Origin of the sequence: Rhizobium pantanalense (genome assembly GCF_030182525.1) — a bacterium.
GTDB lineage: Bacteria > Pseudomonadota > Alphaproteobacteria > Rhizobiales > Rhizobiaceae > Rhizobium.
Window position 1 is genome coordinate 88332 of sequence record NZ_JAQJCH010000010.1, and the last position, 15360, is coordinate 103691.

The 15360-nt window shown below is 59.1% G+C and carries 15 protein-coding genes and 1 pseudogene; 4 read left to right on the forward strand and 12 right to left on the reverse strand.

Annotation, left to right across the window (positions count from 1 at the left end):
• Positions 1-35 precede the first annotated feature (35 nt).
• From PH558_RS23920 to PH558_RS23930, 3 genes are all read right to left on the reverse strand, one after another.
• Complete coding sequence (locus PH558_RS23920; protein ID WP_285206992.1) at positions 36-887, reverse strand: carbohydrate ABC transporter permease; 852 nt, start codon at positions 885-887, stop codon at positions 36-38.
• Positions 887-1762, reverse strand: coding sequence for a carbohydrate ABC transporter permease (locus PH558_RS23925; protein ID WP_095438153.1), 876 nt, complete (start codon positions 1760-1762; stop codon positions 887-889). The genes PH558_RS23920 and PH558_RS23925 overlap by 1 nt, the downstream gene beginning before the upstream one ends.
• 117 nt (positions 1763-1879) lie before the next feature.
• Positions 1880-3157: an ABC transporter substrate-binding protein gene (locus PH558_RS23930; RefSeq protein WP_285206993.1), complete on the reverse strand. Its 1278-nt coding sequence runs from the start codon at positions 3155-3157 to the stop codon at positions 1880-1882.
• Positions 3158-3357: 200 nt separating this feature from the next.
• On the opposite strand from PH558_RS23930, the gene PH558_RS23935 reads away from it, so the two are divergent.
• Entirely contained in the window at positions 3358-4503 is a 1146-nt protein-coding gene (locus PH558_RS23935) for an ROK family transcriptional regulator (protein ID WP_285206994.1), read from the forward strand.
• A gap of 136 nt (positions 4504-4639) precedes the next feature.
• On the opposite strand, the gene PH558_RS23940 is transcribed toward PH558_RS23935, so the two are convergent.
• The 4 genes and pseudogenes from PH558_RS23940 to PH558_RS23955 form a co-directional block, all read right to left on the reverse strand.
• Entirely contained in the window at positions 4640-5626 is a 987-nt protein-coding gene (locus tag PH558_RS23940) for a GlxA family transcriptional regulator (RefSeq protein WP_285206995.1), read from the reverse strand.
• A 26-nt stretch (positions 5627-5652) separates the two neighbouring features.
• Positions 5653-5811: pseudogene (locus tag PH558_RS23945) on the reverse strand (proline racemase family protein); the annotation flags it as partial.
• Positions 5812-5821: 10 nt separating this feature from the next.
• Positions 5822-6142: a hypothetical protein gene (locus tag PH558_RS23950; RefSeq protein ID WP_285206996.1), complete on the reverse strand. Its 321-nt coding sequence runs from the start codon at positions 6140-6142 to the stop codon at positions 5822-5824.
• 191 nt (positions 6143-6333) lie between these two features.
• Positions 6334-7017 (reverse strand): 5-formyltetrahydrofolate cyclo-ligase, encoded by a 684-nt coding sequence (locus PH558_RS23955; RefSeq protein ID WP_285206997.1) that lies wholly within the window; start codon positions 7015-7017, stop codon positions 6334-6336.
• Positions 7018-7131: 114 nt separating this feature from the next.
• Here PH558_RS23955 and PH558_RS23960 point away from each other — a divergent pair, with 114 nt between their 5' ends.
• Entirely contained in the window at positions 7132-8037 is a 906-nt protein-coding gene (locus tag PH558_RS23960) for a LysR family transcriptional regulator (protein ID WP_285206998.1), read from the forward strand.
• Positions 8038-8090: 53 nt separating this feature from the next.
• On the forward strand, positions 8091-9212 hold the full coding sequence (locus tag PH558_RS23965; RefSeq protein ID WP_285206999.1) for an HPP family protein: 1122 nt from the start codon (positions 8091-8093) through the stop codon (positions 9210-9212).
• Between the two features lie 61 nt (positions 9213-9273).
• Here PH558_RS23965 and PH558_RS23970 read toward each other — a convergent pair whose 3' ends face one another.
• Both PH558_RS23970 and PH558_RS23975 read right to left on the reverse strand, forming a co-directional pair.
• Positions 9274-9621, reverse strand: a complete 348-nt coding sequence (locus PH558_RS23970; protein WP_113408788.1) for a DUF488 domain-containing protein — start codon at positions 9619-9621, stop codon at positions 9274-9276.
• A 96-nt stretch (positions 9622-9717) separates the two neighbouring features.
• Complete coding sequence (locus PH558_RS23975) at positions 9718-11043, reverse strand: NAD(P)/FAD-dependent oxidoreductase (protein WP_285207000.1); 1326 nt, start codon at positions 11041-11043, stop codon at positions 9718-9720.
• Positions 11044-11275: 232 nt separating this feature from the next.
• On the opposite strand from PH558_RS23975, the gene PH558_RS23980 reads away from it, so the two are divergent.
• A complete protein-coding gene (locus tag PH558_RS23980; protein WP_095438144.1) occupies positions 11276-11752 on the forward strand; it encodes an Lrp/AsnC family transcriptional regulator in 477 nt (158 codons plus the stop codon).
• Between the two features lie 89 nt (positions 11753-11841).
• Here the strand turns inward: PH558_RS23980 and PH558_RS23985 are convergent, their stop codons facing one another.
• Genes PH558_RS23985 through PH558_RS23995 form a run of 3 tightly spaced genes read right to left on the reverse strand, consistent with a single transcriptional unit; the run spans position 11842 to position 15298 of the window.
• On the reverse strand, positions 11842-13503 hold the full coding sequence (locus tag PH558_RS23985; protein WP_285207001.1) for an ABC transporter ATP-binding protein: 1662 nt from the start codon (positions 13501-13503) through the stop codon (positions 11842-11844).
• The gene (locus PH558_RS23990) at positions 13500-14351 is read right to left on the reverse strand and encodes an ABC transporter permease (protein WP_113408662.1); all 852 of its coding nucleotides are present in this window, start codon (positions 14349-14351) and stop codon (positions 13500-13502) included. The genes PH558_RS23985 and PH558_RS23990 overlap by 4 nt, the downstream gene beginning before the upstream one ends.
• A complete protein-coding gene (locus tag PH558_RS23995; RefSeq protein WP_113408663.1) occupies positions 14348-15298 on the reverse strand; it encodes an ABC transporter permease in 951 nt (316 codons plus the stop codon). The genes PH558_RS23990 and PH558_RS23995 overlap by 4 nt, the downstream gene beginning before the upstream one ends.
• Between the last annotated feature and the right edge of the window lie 62 nt (positions 15299-15360).

A 15360-nucleotide genomic window follows, 5' to 3' on the forward strand; every position in this document is an offset into this window, starting at 1 on the left:
GATACTCCAAATCTGTTCGCGCGGTGCGGAAAGCGTCAGCCTTTGACGGCGCCCATGGTCAGGCCCGCGATGAAATGCTTCTGCATCAGGAAGAACATCAGGACCGGCGGGACGGCGACGAACAAGGTTGCCGCCGCCACAATATTCCAGGCGGACGTCCACTCGCCTCTGAGATTGTTGAGGCCCGCCGTTACCGGTTTCACGACGTCGCTTTGCGTCAGCACAATTGCCCAGAAATAATCGTTCCAGACGAAGGTGAAGATCAGGATCGCAAGCGCGGCTAGGGCAGGTCGCATCAGCGGTATAACGACGTGGCGCATCGTCTGCCAGGGGGAGGCGCCTTCCGCGCGCGCCGCCTGGAACAACTCGTCCGGCAGAGCCGCGATGAAATTGCGCATGAATAGCGTCGCAAAGCCGGTCTGGAAGGCGACATGGAAGATGATTAGCGCGAAATAGGTGTCGTATAGACCGACCGAAACCATCAGATCGCGCACCGGGATCATCATGATCTGCGCAGGCAGGAAGTTGCCGCCGACGAAGAGTGAGAAGAGCAGGGCATTGCCGCGGAAATTATAGCGGGCAAGCACATAGCCGGTCAGCGTCGAGAATACGAGGACGAGTAGCACCGAAGGCAGGGTGATGATGAGGCTGTTGATGAAATAGCCCCACATGTTGGTCTGCTGGAAGACCGCCTGGAAATTCTCGACGAGATTGAAATGCTCGGGCCATGTCCAGTATTTGCCGGCCATGATTTCATCGGCCGTCTTGGAGGCGGTCAACATGACCGCGAAGAGCGGCAGCAGCCAGAGGATCAGGATAAGTCCGACGAAGCCGGCATAAAGGCCGCGAAGCGCGGGCTTTTCTTCGGGGATGGGGCGAGGATACATCAGCGTGTCTCCCGTTCCATGCGCACCATGACGCGCAGATACCAGGTGATGAAAACGATCATGATTGCAAAGAGGATGGTGGCGATCGCCGCGCCATAGCCAAAGCGATAGGAGAAGATCGACTGCTCGTACATCTGGTAGGCCAGCACTTCCGACGAGCCGAAGGGACCGCCCGATGTCATCACCGCGATCATGTCGAAGGATCGCAAGGCGCCGACAACGGTCACGGCAAGAGCGATGAAACCCACCTGGCGCAATTGCGGCAGAACGACGTGCCAGAGCATGTTCCAGCCGCGGGCGCCATCGACACGTCCGGCCCCGATGATATCGGAACTCAGATTGTTGAGGCCTGCAAGAAAGAGCACCATGCAAAATGCGATCTGCGGCCAGAGCGCGGCGGCGACCACGGCGAAAGTGACGAAATGTTCGTCCGCGAGCAGGGCAGGCGCCGTCGCGCCGAAGAGATTGAAGATGAGAGCAAGAAGCCCGTAGTTCGGATCATAGACCCAGCCGAACACGACGCCGACCGTGACCGTCGCAAGCACGAGCGGGATGAAGAAAAGCGACTTCAAGATCCGCATGCCGGCGATCTGCTGGTTGACGAGCAGCGCCAGCGCCAGTCCAAGCGGCGGCGCCGCCATGAACATAACGAGCCAGATGATGTTGTTCTTCAGCGAGACGTAGAATTGCGGATCGGCAAAGAGTTCGGAATAGTTTGCCAGTCCCACCCAGCTCTTCTGCCCGACGCCATCCCAATTGAAGAATGAAATCCAGATCGATTCCACCGAGGAAGCGATGATGATCGTTCCGAACAGGATGCATCCCGGCACGATGAAGAGGACAGGCGTCAGCCAGTTCCTGTGTTTTTTCCACATGGCTCAGACTTCTTGGTTCGATAATTCGAGGCACTTCGCAAGGTGCGGGCTTTTCAAGGCAGGCGCGGCGGGGTGAGGGCTTAAAGCCGATGCCCGCCGCGCCTTGGTCCGGGAGGACTATTTGAAAATGCGCGCGCGCGTCTTTTCGAGCCGCGCCAGGATCTGGTCGCGACGCTCGGGCTTGACCGTGAATTCCTGGAAGCCTTTCATGCCGTCCTGCGCCATGTCCGGGTCGGTGTCACGGTCATAATATTGCGACGTTCCCTTCACGCTCTTGAGCGATTCCACGGCGATGTTGACCAAAGGGTCCTTGCTCGGTGGGCAATCGTTGCGCGGCGGAATGGTGCCTTCGGCTTCGAGGAATGCGCCGAGATTGTCAGGCTGATAAAAGTAAGCAAGGAAATCACGCGCGCCCTGCCGGTTCTTCGCCTTGGCCGGGATATGCACCGAGTTGACCGAGAAATCCTCGTAGCGTTCGACGTCGGAGACGATTTCCGGGAAGGGGGCGAAGGCGATCTGGGCCTCGTCGCCTGCTGGGAAGGCGGACTTGATAAAGCCTCCGAGATCCATCATCGCCGCCTTCTTCTGTGCGAGAGCCGCGCCCGCCTGTTCCCAGCCGAAGGATGGGCCGCTTGCGGAAAAGAAATTGGCCTTGATGAGTTCTTCCCATTTGTCGAAGACCGGCTTCAGCATCGGGTCGGTATAAGGGATCTTGCCTTCCATGAGGGCGAGGTGCTTGTCGAGACCGTTGATGCGCAGGTTCATGTGGTCGAACCAGCCTCCGGTCGGCCAGAGTTCTTTCGTACCCATACTGATCGGTGTCATGCCGGCCGATTTCGCCGCTTCGCCGAATTTCAGGAATTCGTCCCAGTTCTTAGGCGCCGTCCAGCCCTTCTCGGCAAAGACGTCCTTGCGATAGAAAAGACCCCAGAGAATGCCGCCGAGCGGCAGACCGTACTGCTTGCCGTTGACGGTGACCGCCGTCATCGTAGCGCCGAGCTTATTGCTATAGCCTTCCTTGGCGAACAGGTCGGAAATGTCGTCGAACAGTCCGCGATCGACGAAAGCCTTCATGCGGTTGCCGGAGAACCAGAAGCAGATATCCGGGGCACCGACGACGAGATAGCTGCGGATGGCCGTCTTGTGAGCCTCGTGATCCATATTGTTGATGGTGACTTTCGTCCCCATCTTCTTGGTAAAATCGGCAGCGATACGGTCAAGGACGGCCCGCTGATCGGCATTGCCGATATCCGAAATGATCGTCACCTCGCCGCCATTGGCAATTGCGGGGCGATAAAGCGCCGTTGTCGCCAGAGCAGCGCCCGTGCCGATCATGAACTGGCGCCGAGACGCCCTGATTGCATTAACGAGTGAAAGTTCGTTCTTCGATGCCATCTTTTTCCTCCCGAGGCACATCAAATCCAGGCCCGCCCACAGATGTTAGGCAGCCGCTAACCTTCAGAATTTACGCAATAAACCGGCAATTCCGCTTGCACCGATACAAGCAGACATTCCTCCATTGCCATGTGCTATTGCATACCGTATCTTCCGAGAAGCGACAATAGTTAATTTACAAAATTAATTTAAGGATCATCGTGCGCGGCAACCCTGGTACCTCCCGAGCTCTTAACCGGCGGCTCATCCTCAATCTGCTGCGAAGCCGTGGGCCGATGCCTCGTGCTGAAATCGCCACCGTGACGGGCCTGAGCCCGGCGGCGGTGACTTTCGTGGTCACCGAACTGATCGAAGAAGGCTTAGTTCTCGAGGGAAAAGCACAGGCCGGCGCGACGGGACGGCGGCCTGTGCCGGTCGATATCAATTATGACGGTCATCTGGCTGTTGGCTTCAAGCTTCGCCACGACAGTATCGACTGTGTCCTGACCGATCTCGCCACGACGCCGATCGCCTCCTTCGATATGCCTGTGCCAGATACGCGGCCGGAAACAATGGTCGAGGCGATTGCGACGGCCATCCCGAAGCTTCTTGCCGATGCCGGCCGTACCGGATCGCCGGTCATGGGGGTCGGCGTTTCCATCCCCGGTGAGGTGGATGCCATCAAAGGCATCTGCGTCCAGAGCCCACGGTTTGGCTGGCGCAATCTTGCCTTTCCCGAACTGTTGCGTGAGCGGGTCCATGTTCCGGTCTGGATCGACGACGACATCAGCGCCTTCACCGTCGCACAGCGGCTCTTCGGCGCAGGCCGCAATTACAGCAATTTCGCGACGATCGCCGTCGGCACCGGCGTCGGATCATCGCTCGTAATGGGCGGGGAGATCTATCACGGAAGCCATGGCCTGGCCGGAAAGCTCGGCCACATCATTACTGTTCCTGGCGGCCGTCTTTGCGAATGCGGGAGAAGGGGCTGCCTTCAGGCTCATACGGCCGAGGCCGCGATGATCGAGGACTGGGGACGACAAAGAGGCGCAAAGGCCAATCGCGATGAATTCGCAGCCGCGATTGATGGCGGCGATCCGGCGGCTCTCCAGGTCATGGCAGAGGCGGGGGAGCTGATCGGGCGCCATCTGGCTGATCTGGTGAACCTGTTCGATCCCGAGGTCCTCATCGCCGGCGGCGAAGCCATGCAGTTCGGTGAAGTGATTCTCGAGCCGATACGGCGTTCGATGGCGAAATATGTCTTCTTGAATACGCCAGAATTACTTCCTGATTGGGTGCCGGGCTCCTGGGCGCGGGGCGCCGCAGCTTTGGCGACCCAGCACTTCTTTGATCTGGATGTTGAATGATGCCGCTGCGCGCATGATCCGCATATGCGCGCCGTGTCGCCAAGAAATCGCCTACCTGAGCTGCGACTCGCTCCTTATCGGGAGCATTCCTTGGTGAAGCTGACAGCCATCGTCACGTCACGTTTTGACGGCTGCTTCAGGCATGCGCGCGCCGTAACTCCGTGGGAGATTGTCCGTAGAGCCGGCGAAAGAGCCTCGCAAAATGGGAGGCGCTGTCGAAGCCGACCTCCAGTGCGATTTCAATGAGTGGCGCCTCTGTCTGGAGAATGAGCTGCTTGGCCCGTTCCATGCGAATGCGGGTGTAGACGGCACCGGGAGAGGTTTTCATTTCCTCGGTGAACAGACGTTCGAGCTGCCGCCGGGACAGTCCGACCGATGCGGCAAGATCTTCGGTCGGCACCACGTCCTCGATATGGCTCTCCATGGTAATCAACACGGCCTTGAGACGTGGGTCCTGGCATTCGATCGCGAGCGGCTTGCGCGGCTGAATATCCAGCCCGGATCGGGCGCGCTCGATTTGCAGCACTTCAAGCGCGTTTCGCTCGGCGTCTCGGCTGATGTGCCGTCTGACGAGAAAGGCAGCCATGTCGGCGGCGCTGCTTCCGCCGGCGCATGATCCGCGGCTCCGGTCGAGATTGAACAGGCGATCGGAGCGAACGGGGTTTTCGGGGAATTGCTCCCGGTAGGCCTGATAGTGCAGCCAGCTGACGCAGGTCTGGTGTGTTTTCATCAGGCCGAGGCGCGCCAGAATGAAGGTGCCGGTGCAAACGCCGATCAGCGGGATCTTTTGAGCCGCGACTTTCTTCAGATAATCGGCGGTCTGATTGTCAATCGTGATGTCCGTGTTCAAAAGTCCACCGACGACGACAATGTAATGGAATTCCTTTGGGTCGATAAAGTCCGACGTCGGTGCGACCTGAACGCCGCAGCTGGAGGTGATGAGATGCCGCGTGCTACCCAATACCTGCCAATCGGCCAGCACCCTGCCCGATTTATCGGCTTCGTCGCTCGCCAATCTCAGCGTATCGACGAAGAGAGCGAAGGCGGAAAGCGTGAATGAGCGCGCGAGGATGAATCCGACCTTCAAGGGATCGTGCTTAGCTTCTTGTTTGACGGATTTCATGCAATGCCTCGACGGACAGACCTCTTCTATTTGATCTGGAAACCATAGGCCAAAGGATCTCGATCGTCGACGAAGATCGTATTGTGGCCGATGATCCGCGCCCAGCCTTCGACGCTCGGCCTGATGCCACGGAAATCTCCGATTTCAACCTCTGACTCGATACATCCTTCGAATATCGTGCCGATTTGATGGATATCAGTGGCTCAGCGCGTGCACCGTAAACTGGAGATAGGCCGCAAGGCTGACGGCGGAAAGCGCCACAATGGCAGCCGGGTGGGAAAGGCTCTTGCTGATGGCCGCGAGCAGCAGGCCGAGCAAGACGATGGCACTTCCCAGCAACGGTCCCCTATCGGCAAAGGACAATGCAAGGGCCGTCAGACTGACTGCCGCCGCGACCATCGTAACCGGCATCTGGTTTTGAAGACTGTCACCGCGGCTTGCGAAGGTGAGCAGAAACCTATTCCAGCTCAAACCGAGGGAAATGCTCAAAAGGAGCGGCAGGAGAATGGACAGCATGAATATCGTCTCTTCCGATGGATCGATCGTAAAGACGCAATTCATGTGCCAATAGGTGCAGGTGTTGATCCGGCCGGGTATATCGGAGCCCAGGCATCAACCGCTGCCCGTTTGTGCGGCGATCTGCCGCTCCGTTCAGCACCCCGGCGGAATCGGCAGGCTCGATGCCCGCCAGGAAAAGGGTATTGAGATCATCGATAGCGCAGTCCCGCTTGCGTGACGATCACGTCCATCGGAATGTCATGAGCGAGCGGACGGATGGTATCGATCCTCTGCGATTCGAAGCCGACGCCGATGACCAAAGGCTTGCGCTCGAGGGCCGCAAGAGTTCTGTCGAAAAATCCACCTCCATAACCAAGACGGTAGCAGGCTGCATCAAAGCCGACCAGGGGCGCGATGACGATATCGGGAACCGCTTCCTTGCCCTCTGCCGGCACGGGAATGTTCCATACCCCGCGTTCAAGCCGCTCTCCCGTTTTCCATGATCGGAATATCAAGGGTTCTGCCTTGACGACAACGACCGGCAACAGGCAATCCGCGCCCCGTGCCGCCAAGGCCGCCATCCATCCTCGCAAGTCCGGCTCTCCCGAGAAGGGCCAGAACAGGCTGATATGTTTGCCGTCGATATCGGTGACAATCTGATCGAGATAAGTGGCGATCGCGCCTGTATATTCTTCACGCTTTGCGATTGGCAGCGCCTTTCGTTCGCCGATCAGCCTTTGCCGCTCAGCCCTTCGCCACGCGAAAATATCCGAGATCCGGTTCTCGTTGGGTGAAATGCCGCTATAGGTTGGGTCGACCTCGTGCAGCATGCAGGCAGGCGATGCGTATTCGCGGATTGTCTCGTCGGTTTCATGTCGATCTGATTTTGCCATCCGCCCGTCAGAACTCCATTCCCTGGCTCGATGCCGAAACATGCTTGAGCTGCGACAATGATTTTTATATAGGGAATGATAAGATAACTTAATTCCTGAATCGAGATCTTTTCATTGGACCTCTCGTCAATCGAGATATTCCTTGCCGTGGCCAGTGACCGCAGCGTGACCAAGGCTGCGAAGGCCGTGGGACGCGTGCCGTCGAATGTGACGACGCGTATCCAGCAGTTGGAAGACGATCTGGGCGTCCTGCTCTTCAGCCGCGACGGCAAGAAGATGACGCTGACGAAAGAAGGCGAGACATTTCACTTCTATGCCAATCGGCTCGCCACGCTTGCGCTCGAGGCGCGTCAGGCGGTCAGGCCCCAGCGCCCAACCGGCACATTGCGTCTGGGGACGATGGAAAGCACGGCGGCAAGCCGGCTGCCCGCGGCGCTCAGCCGGTTCAACCATATGTGGCCGGATGTATCGCTCCGGCTGTCGCTTGGCGCTTCCCGCGATCTTGCTCAGGATGTTCTGCGCGATGTTCTGGACTGCGCGCTGATCGCCCGACCGCCAAAGGCAATGCTGGATGAAGATCCAAGTTTCGCGGCTGAACTCAAGCAGCTCGAAGCCGAACCGGTATTTGTCGAGGATCTGCTGCTCCTGCTACCATCCGGGCATCCGCCGATCCGATCGGCTGCCGATTTGCGCGTCGGTTCGATTGCTGCCCTTGAGCCCGGATGCACTTATCGCGGGATTGCGGAAGGCTGGGCGCGCAAGTCGAGCTCTCTGCCAACGACCGAACTTGGCTCTTATCATGCGATTCTGGCCAGTGTGGCGACCGGCAACGCGGCCGGTGTCATGCCAAGGTCGGTTCTCGATCTCATGTACTGGCCGGCGACATCGGCGACGCACCAGCTTGCCATCGTCGATACGATCCTTATCTCGCGCAAGGATGATCGCCCAAGTTCGCTCGATGCGTTTCATGAGGTCCTTGGCGCCACCAAGGGCAAGAGCTTGCCGCTCGTGCCGAACTAGCCCGCGTCCTGCCGTTCATCCAAGGGATATCCTTCTCTAAAACTGGTTTCATCATGCAGCATCCAGAGTCCCACAAGGCGGCGTCCAGCCGGTTCCGCCTGTTTTCCCCGATCCTGGCCGGAGCCACCTTGCGCGAACGGCTGATCGCGTGCCTTGGTGCCTTGATCGGCATCGGCCTTACCGGCGTGATCAGCGGCTATCTCTTCGGGCAGGGGCCGCATCTTCCGCTCATCGTCGCGCCGATGGGAGCATCCGCAGTGCTGCTTTTCGCGGTTCCGGCAAGCCCGCTTGCCCAGCCTTGGTCGATTATCGGCGGCAACACCATTTCGGCCATGATGGGTATCATCGCCGCCTATCTCATCCATGATCCTATCATCGCGATCGGGGTCGGCGTCTCGCTTGCGATCGGAGCGATGTCTTTTACGCGATGCCTGCATCCGCCAGGCGGTGCCGCCGCCCTGACCGCCGTTCTCGGCGGCCCGGTCGTCGCAGGCTGGGGTTTCCTGTTTCCGTTCGTGCCGGTTGCCTTGAACTCCTGCATACTCGTCGGCCTCGGACTTATGTTTCACAAGCTTTCCAGGCGCAATTATCCGCATGTCGTCGCAAAGCCCGCCGAGAATACCCATCAGACACGTGATCTGCCGCCGCCCTTGCGGGTGGGCTTTCGGGAAGAAGACGTCGATGCCGCCCTGGGCGTGCTTGACGAGACCTTCGATATCGATCGCGCCGACCTCAGCCGCCTCTTGCGGCAGGTCGAATTGCAGGCAGCGGTGCGATCGCATGGAGACATAAGCTGCGCCGATATCATGTCGCGCGATGTCATTGCCATTGGTGAGGATGCCGAGCCGGATCACGCGAGACACCTTCTGCTGAAGCACAATATTCGAACATTGCCGGTCAAGGATCGGGAAGGCCGTCTGATCGGTGCGGTCGGTTTGCGCGAGCTCTCCGTCGGCCTCGATGCCATCACGCACGCCATATCGAAACCGGCTGTCGCCGATGCGGGCGATCCTGCTCTTTCGCTCCTGCCTGTTCTGACGGACGGACGCACACACGCGGTCATCGTCATTGATGCCGATCGGCGCGTTCTTGGTCTGATATCGCAGACGGACCTGTTGAGCGCGATGGCACGACTTCTACCGACTGACGATGCCCTGGCTCAGGTCGTCGCCTGAAACCCGCGCGGAGGTTTCGACATACTTCCATCTTCGGGCGATCACAATGCCGGTCAATGATCTACCGATTGGTGAGGAAGTCCATGAGCACGACAGCGTTATTGTGCTCGGTGTCTCTCGCACCATAAAGAAGCGTGACGGTCGATTGCCCGATTTGCTCTCTAAGCTCTTTCACGGCCTTCGAATTCTTCTCGAGTTCATCCTGGTAGCGCAGGCGAAACTCATCCCATTTTTTGAGATCGTGACCGAACCAGCGTCGCAGCTCAGCGCTTGGCGCAAGGTCTTTCAGCCAGGCGTCTATATGAGCGTCGTTCTTGCTGATGCCGCGAGGCCATAGACGGTCGACCAGGATGCGCTTGCCGTCGCCGTCATCAGCGGGTTCGTAAATTCGTTTGATGTGTAGAGGCATGTCCATCACCTTTCCGGGGCGGCTGCCCCTTGCCGATGATAACATCCGTCTGCGGAAGCCTGGCCGATAATCGGACATCGGCGCAGCTTTCGCATTCTAGAAATCAGCGACCTTGCCCCAAACGGATGAGGCGAAGCGGCTTGGATGATAGGGCGTCGGATCGACGACAGGTGCAGCGCCGGTGACGATGTCGGCAATCAAATGACCGGCGCCGGGTCCGATCCCAAAACCATGACCGGAAAATCCGGCGGCCAGGATGAAGCCGGGAAGGCTCTGAATTTCCCCAATGCCGGGAACACCGTCCGGTGTGCTGTCGATATAGCCCGCCCAGGCGGCCGTGATCTTCGTCTTGCGAAGCTCCGGCAGGAGTTCCAGGGCTCTCGCATGCGTCAGTTCGATCGTGGCATGGTCCGGTCTTGGATCGAGAATGCGCATATGCTCCATCGGCGTCGCTCGGTCGAGCCGCCAACGCTTCAGTGATTCATGACCGGAGCGAAAGCCTTCGAGGCCGCCGGGCGACAGGCTTTTTCGCCGCTTGAGGAACATGGGAATGAATTGCGACGAGAACCGCAATTGCTGAGGCGTCACGTCGACCCGGCCGCGACCGCTGATGGCCAGCGTATAGCCGCCGTCGCCGCGTCGCGTGACCGATACGCCGCTGGTGTGCAAGGCATCCGGCAATCCTTCGGCACCGGCCGAAACGGCCATAATGGACGAACGAACCGAGGCTTGAGGAAAGCGAATGCCCAGCTGCCGGCAGAAAGATGACGCCCAGGCGCCACCGGCGAGGATAGCGGTCTTGGTGCGGATCACCCCGCTTTCGGTGATCACGCCGCTGACGCGCCCCGCTTCCGTTTCCAGACCTCGCGCGGCGCAATTCTGATGGACGGTGCCGCCTAGCTTCATGATCGCGCGTGCCACCGCCGGCGCCGCATTGGCCGGATCGGCAATACCGTCGGTCGGCGAGAAAACTCCGCCTTTCCAGATGCGCCCCGTGGCGCGGCCACGCTCGGTCGCAGCAGCGCTGTCGAGTATATGCGTCGTGACGCCGACCGTTCTCGCAAAGTCGCGCCAGCGCGCCCAACCGGCTATCTCCTGTTCGTCATTGCTGAGATAGAACAGGCCGCAGCGGCGGAAGCCTGTGTCTTCGCCGCTATCAGCGGCAAATCGCTCCCAGAGATCGAGGCTTTTCGTCGCGATCGGCAGTTCCCGCCCATCGCGGTTCTGCTGCCGGCACCATCCCCAATTGCGGCTGGATTGCTCTGCCCCGATCCGACCTTTTTCGACAAGGGCGACGCGCAGGCCCGACCGTACGAGATAGTATGCGGCGAAAACGCCGACAATTCCCCCGCCGATCACGACGGCATCGGCTGACTTCGGCAATATCGGCGAGCTTTCGACAAGGCAAAGCGGTGCAGGCATGCGCGATCTCCAGGTTCGAACCAAATCTACCTCATTGCTTCGCCAGACGTTGCCGGAGATGGTGGATCTGCCAAATTTTATGCCGTGATTGATGCAGTCTATAAACTATTGTGCTTCAAAGAAGATTTGTCTTCCGGATAGACATAACCGGGCGATATGCTACGCTTGACTTTGCGTGACAACAGCATTTTGTGCCGTCTTTCCCCGGCGCTCTTTCAATGGCGGGCCTCTGATGAAACTGGATCGGATCGATATCAAAATCCTCTATGAGCTTCAGAGAAACGGCCGCATCACCAATGTCGAGCTGGCGGACCTGGTGGCTCTTTCACCCAGCCCATGCCTGATGCGCGTCAAACGCCTGCAGGCGGAGGGATATATCGAAGGCTATTCGGCTCAGATCAACCTCGCCAAACTCGGCCAGACGCTGACCGTCTTTACCGAAATCACCTTGAAGAACCACAGGCAAATCGATTTTGCACGCTTCCTCAACGTGGTCGAGAAAATCGACCAGGTGATCGAGTGCCATCTCGTATCAGGCGGCTACGACTATCTCATCAAGTTCGTCACCGCCGGGATCGGCGAATACCAGACCATCATGGAACGGCTGACCGATATGGATATCGGGATCGACAAGTATTTCAGCTTCGTCGTGCTCAAATCACCGATCGTCAAGTCGCATATGCCGCTGACCAGCCTGTTTCCCATGTGACAAGTCTTCCGAGGTCAGGTCGGCTCTAGAATCAAAGAAGTAGAGCGTGATGTCGTCCGAAATCCCCTGACACTTTTCGGCATCACGCTCTAGCCATGCCCATATTCGCGCTTGAGCTCCGGGTCCTGGACGAGATTGTCGAGCCAGGTCGGATCGAGCTTCGGAACTGAGCCGAACAGCAGTTGGGAATAGGGGTGGCGGGGCGCATTCGCGGTCTCGCGCGTGATTTGCTCCACCTTCTTGCCGCCATACATCACGACGATCTCGTCGCAGATTGCCTCGACGACCGACAGATCATGACTGATGAAGATGTAGGACAGATGCAACTCGCGCTGCAGTTCCTTGAGGAGATCGATGATCGCGGCGGCAACGACGGTGTCGAGAGCGGAGGTGATCTCATCGCAGATGATCAGGCGTGGTTCGGCGGCAAGGGCGCGGGCGAAATTCACGCGCTGCTTCTGTCCGCCTGACAATTCCGACGGATAGCGATAGCGAAGCGCGCGCGGCAATCGCACCATATCCAGCAGTTGATCGACTCTCGCCTCCCGGGCCTTGCGATCCATCCCGTGATAAAATGCCAGGGGCCGCTCGAGAATATCGGCGATCGACTTTGCCGGATTGAGCGCGGTGTCGGCATATTGAAAGACGATCTGCATCTCTCGCAATTGATCGCGCGTACGCGATTTAGCGGCGCGATGCATGTCGCTGCCATTGAAGCCGATGGTGCCGGACACGGCCGGCAATATTCCGGCGATCGCACGTGCCAGCGTTGACTTTCCACATCCGGATTCGCCGATGATGCCGAGATTTCTGCCTTTCTCCACCTCGAGGCTTACCGATTGTACCGCGCAGACCGCCGGCAGGCCATTGGGTTGGAGATCGCCATAGCCGGCAACCAGGCTGTCGATCCTCAATACGGGCGCAATCGACCCGCCTGTTCTGCTGTCGCGGACGGCCTGTTTCGGCTCGAAGGCAGCCAGCAACTCACGCGTATAGGGATGGCTCGGCCGCGTCAGGATCGCTTCGGTTTTCGCCAGTTCCTGGATTTCACCGTCCTTGAGCACGGCAATGCGATCGGCGATCTGGGCGACGACCGCCAGATCATGTGACACATAGACGCCAGCAATATCACCGGCGCGAATGACGGATTTGAATGCTTTCAGCACGTCGATCTGCGTCGTCACGTCGAGCGCGGTGGTCGGTTCGTCAAAGATGACGAGCTTGGGTTCGCCGATCAGGGCCATGGCGGCGGCCAGCCTCTGCAACTGGCCGCCGGAGACCTGATGCGGATATCGTTCGCCGATCGTCTCGGGATTTGGCAGCGACAGCGCCCGGAAGAGCTCGATCGCGCGACGACGCGCTTGTTCAGAAGGCATCAGCCGGTGAATGCGGGTGACCTCGATCACCTGTTCGATGATCTTCGTGGCCGGGTTGAAGGCGGCGGCCGCGCTTTGCGGGATATAGGCAACCGTCGTGCCGCGAACCTTCGCACGCTCGCTTTCGGAAAGCGCGGCCATGTCCCGACCGTCGACGTCAATCTTGCCGCCGGAGATGCGACAGCCCTCCCGAGCATGTCCCATGAGCGTCAGCGCGATCGTCGTCTTGCCCGAGCCGCTTTCGCCGATGAGGGCGATAATTTCGCCCTTTGCGATGTCGAAGCTGACATCCTTGATAATCTCGATGACACGGCCGGAATCTGTCCTGGCCTCGACCTTCAAGTTCCTGATTTCTACGAGGTTGGTCGTCATCATGCGCTCCTGTCCCTGATCCTGCGTGGCAGGTTGTCGATCAGCAGGTTGACGCTGATGGTGAGGCTGGCAATGGCGAAGGAAGGCACGATCACCGCAGGGGCGGCGAAGGGTAGGCCGCCGATATTCTCGCGGACCAGAGCTCCCCAATCGGCATAGGGCGGCTGCAGGCCGAGGCCGAGAAAAGAAAGGCCCGACAGCAGGAGCACGACAAAGACGAAGCGCAGGCCGAAGTCCGCCAGGACCGGCCGGATAATGTTCGGCAGGATTTCGGAGGCGATGATGTAGCCGACCCTCTCGCCGCGGGTACGCGCAACGGTGATGAAGTCCATCGTGTTGATATTGACGGCGAGCGCGCGGGCAAAGCGATAGGCGCCGGGGGTGTAGATGACGGCGAGCGTGATGATCAGGACGGGAATGGAAGAGCCAACGGCAGCAACGACGACCAGGCCGAAAAGCTTGCTCGGGATCGAGTTCAGGGCATCGAGAAACCGGCTCAGGATCGTGTCGAACCATCCGCCGATCACGGCCGCGATCATGCCGAGCGCCACGCCGCAAAAACAGCAGAGCGCCACCGCAGCCAAGGAAATACCGACCGTGTAGCGTGCGCCCATCAGGACGCGCGAAAGCATGTCGCGGCCGAGATAGTCCGAACCGAGCCATAACTGATCGCTTATCGGACCGAAATAGTCCGTATCGACGATGTCACCGACGGAGTAGGGGACGATATAGGGCGCGAACAGGGCAACGATCGTCCAGCCGAGAATGATGGCGAAGGCGACGACGCCAACGAGGCTGACGTTGTAACCAAACAGAGATGAAGGGCGGGGAGCCAAGCTTTTCGTGATCATCGCAGCCTCGGATTCGACAGGATTGCAATGATGTCGGCGGCGGTGATCAGCAGGAGATAACCTAGGCAAAAGATCATCGCGCAGCTCTGGATCAGCGGCAGATCGCGGGTCGCGACCGCGTCCACCATCAGCTTGGCGATGCCCGGATAATTGAAGATGGTCTCGACGATGATGACGCCGCCGACGAGATAGGAAAGCGAAAGCGCAATCGCATTGACGATCGGCCCGAGAGCATTGGGCAATGCGTGCCTGAACACCATGCGGCTGCGTGAAGCGCCTTTGAGCAGCGCCATTTCGACATAGGGGGTCTTCAGCGTTTCGATAAGCGCCGCCCGGGTCATGCGGATCATTTGCGCGGAGATGACGAAGGTGAGCGTAATGACCGGCATGGCATAGATCTTCATGAGGTCGAAGAGCGTATGGGCCTCGCTCGTCGACGACAAGGCTGGCAGCCAGCGCAGATAGACGGCAAACAGCAACACAGCCAGCGTCGCGACCATGAATTCGGGCACCGATATGACGCCGATGGAGATGACGGTTACGAGCCGATCATAATAGGTGCCGCGAAGCATGGCGGATGTGATGCCGAGCAACAGCGCAAGCGGCACCGAGACGAGCGTCGTTATGGCAGCAAGCTCCAACGTCGCCACCAGGCGGCCGCCGATCAGCTGCGCGACAGGCATGTTATTCGCATAGGAGATGCCGAGGTCGCCTCTCATCAGACCCAAAAGCCATCCCATGAACCGCAGGATCGCTGGCTCGTCGAGGTGCATGGCCTTGCGCAAGCCCGCAACCGCCTCGGGCGTGGCCGCCTGGCCGAGCAGGATCGAGGCGGTATCTCCCGGCAGCATGCTGGTTGCGAAAAAGACGGCGAATGACACGATCAGCAAGGAGATGATCGCAATGAAAAGCCGGTTCAGGACAAGAACGGAAACCTCGGATCTCAAATAAGTTGCTCCTGCGGCGTTCTAAGGAACGAATGGCATTTGCGGGACGAAAATCCCCCCGA

What these genes read in the sequence shown, in the direction of transcription:
- PH558_RS23920 (WP_285206992.1), bottom strand. Translation starts at nt 887, where the DNA reads ATGTATCCTCGCCCCATCCCCGAAGAAAAGCCCGCGCTTCGCGGCCTT.
- PH558_RS23925 (WP_095438153.1), bottom strand. Translation starts at nt 1,762, where the DNA reads ATGTGGAAAAAACACAGGAACTGGCTGACGCCTGTCCTCTTCATCGTG.
- PH558_RS23930 (WP_285206993.1), bottom strand. Translation starts at nt 3,157, where the DNA reads ATGGCATCGAAGAACGAACTTTCACTCGTTAATGCAATCAGGGCGTCT.
- PH558_RS23940 (WP_285206995.1), bottom strand. Translation starts at nt 5,626, where the DNA reads ATGAAATCCGTCAAACAAGAAGCTAAGCACGATCCCTTGAAGGTCGGA.
- PH558_RS23950 (WP_285206996.1), bottom strand. Translation starts at nt 6,142, where the DNA reads ATGCTGTCCATTCTCCTGCCGCTCCTTTTGAGCATTTCCCTCGGTTTG.
- PH558_RS23955 (WP_285206997.1), bottom strand. Translation starts at nt 7,017, where the DNA reads ATGGCAAAATCAGATCGACATGAAACCGACGAGACAATCCGCGAATAC.
- PH558_RS23965 (WP_285206999.1), top strand. Translation starts at nt 8,091, where the DNA reads ATGCAGCATCCAGAGTCCCACAAGGCGGCGTCCAGCCGGTTCCGCCTG.
- PH558_RS23970 (WP_113408788.1), bottom strand. Translation starts at nt 9,621, where the DNA reads ATGCCTCTACACATCAAACGAATTTACGAACCCGCTGATGACGGCGAC.
- PH558_RS23975 (WP_285207000.1), bottom strand. Translation starts at nt 11,043, where the DNA reads ATGCCTGCACCGCTTTGCCTTGTCGAAAGCTCGCCGATATTGCCGAAG.
- PH558_RS23980 (WP_095438144.1), top strand. Translation starts at nt 11,276, where the DNA reads ATGAAACTGGATCGGATCGATATCAAAATCCTCTATGAGCTTCAGAGA.
- PH558_RS23985 (WP_285207001.1), bottom strand. Translation starts at nt 13,503, where the DNA reads ATGATGACGACCAACCTCGTAGAAATCAGGAACTTGAAGGTCGAGGCC.
- PH558_RS23990 (WP_113408662.1), bottom strand. Translation starts at nt 14,351, where the DNA reads ATGATCACGAAAAGCTTGGCTCCCCGCCCTTCATCTCTGTTTGGTTAC.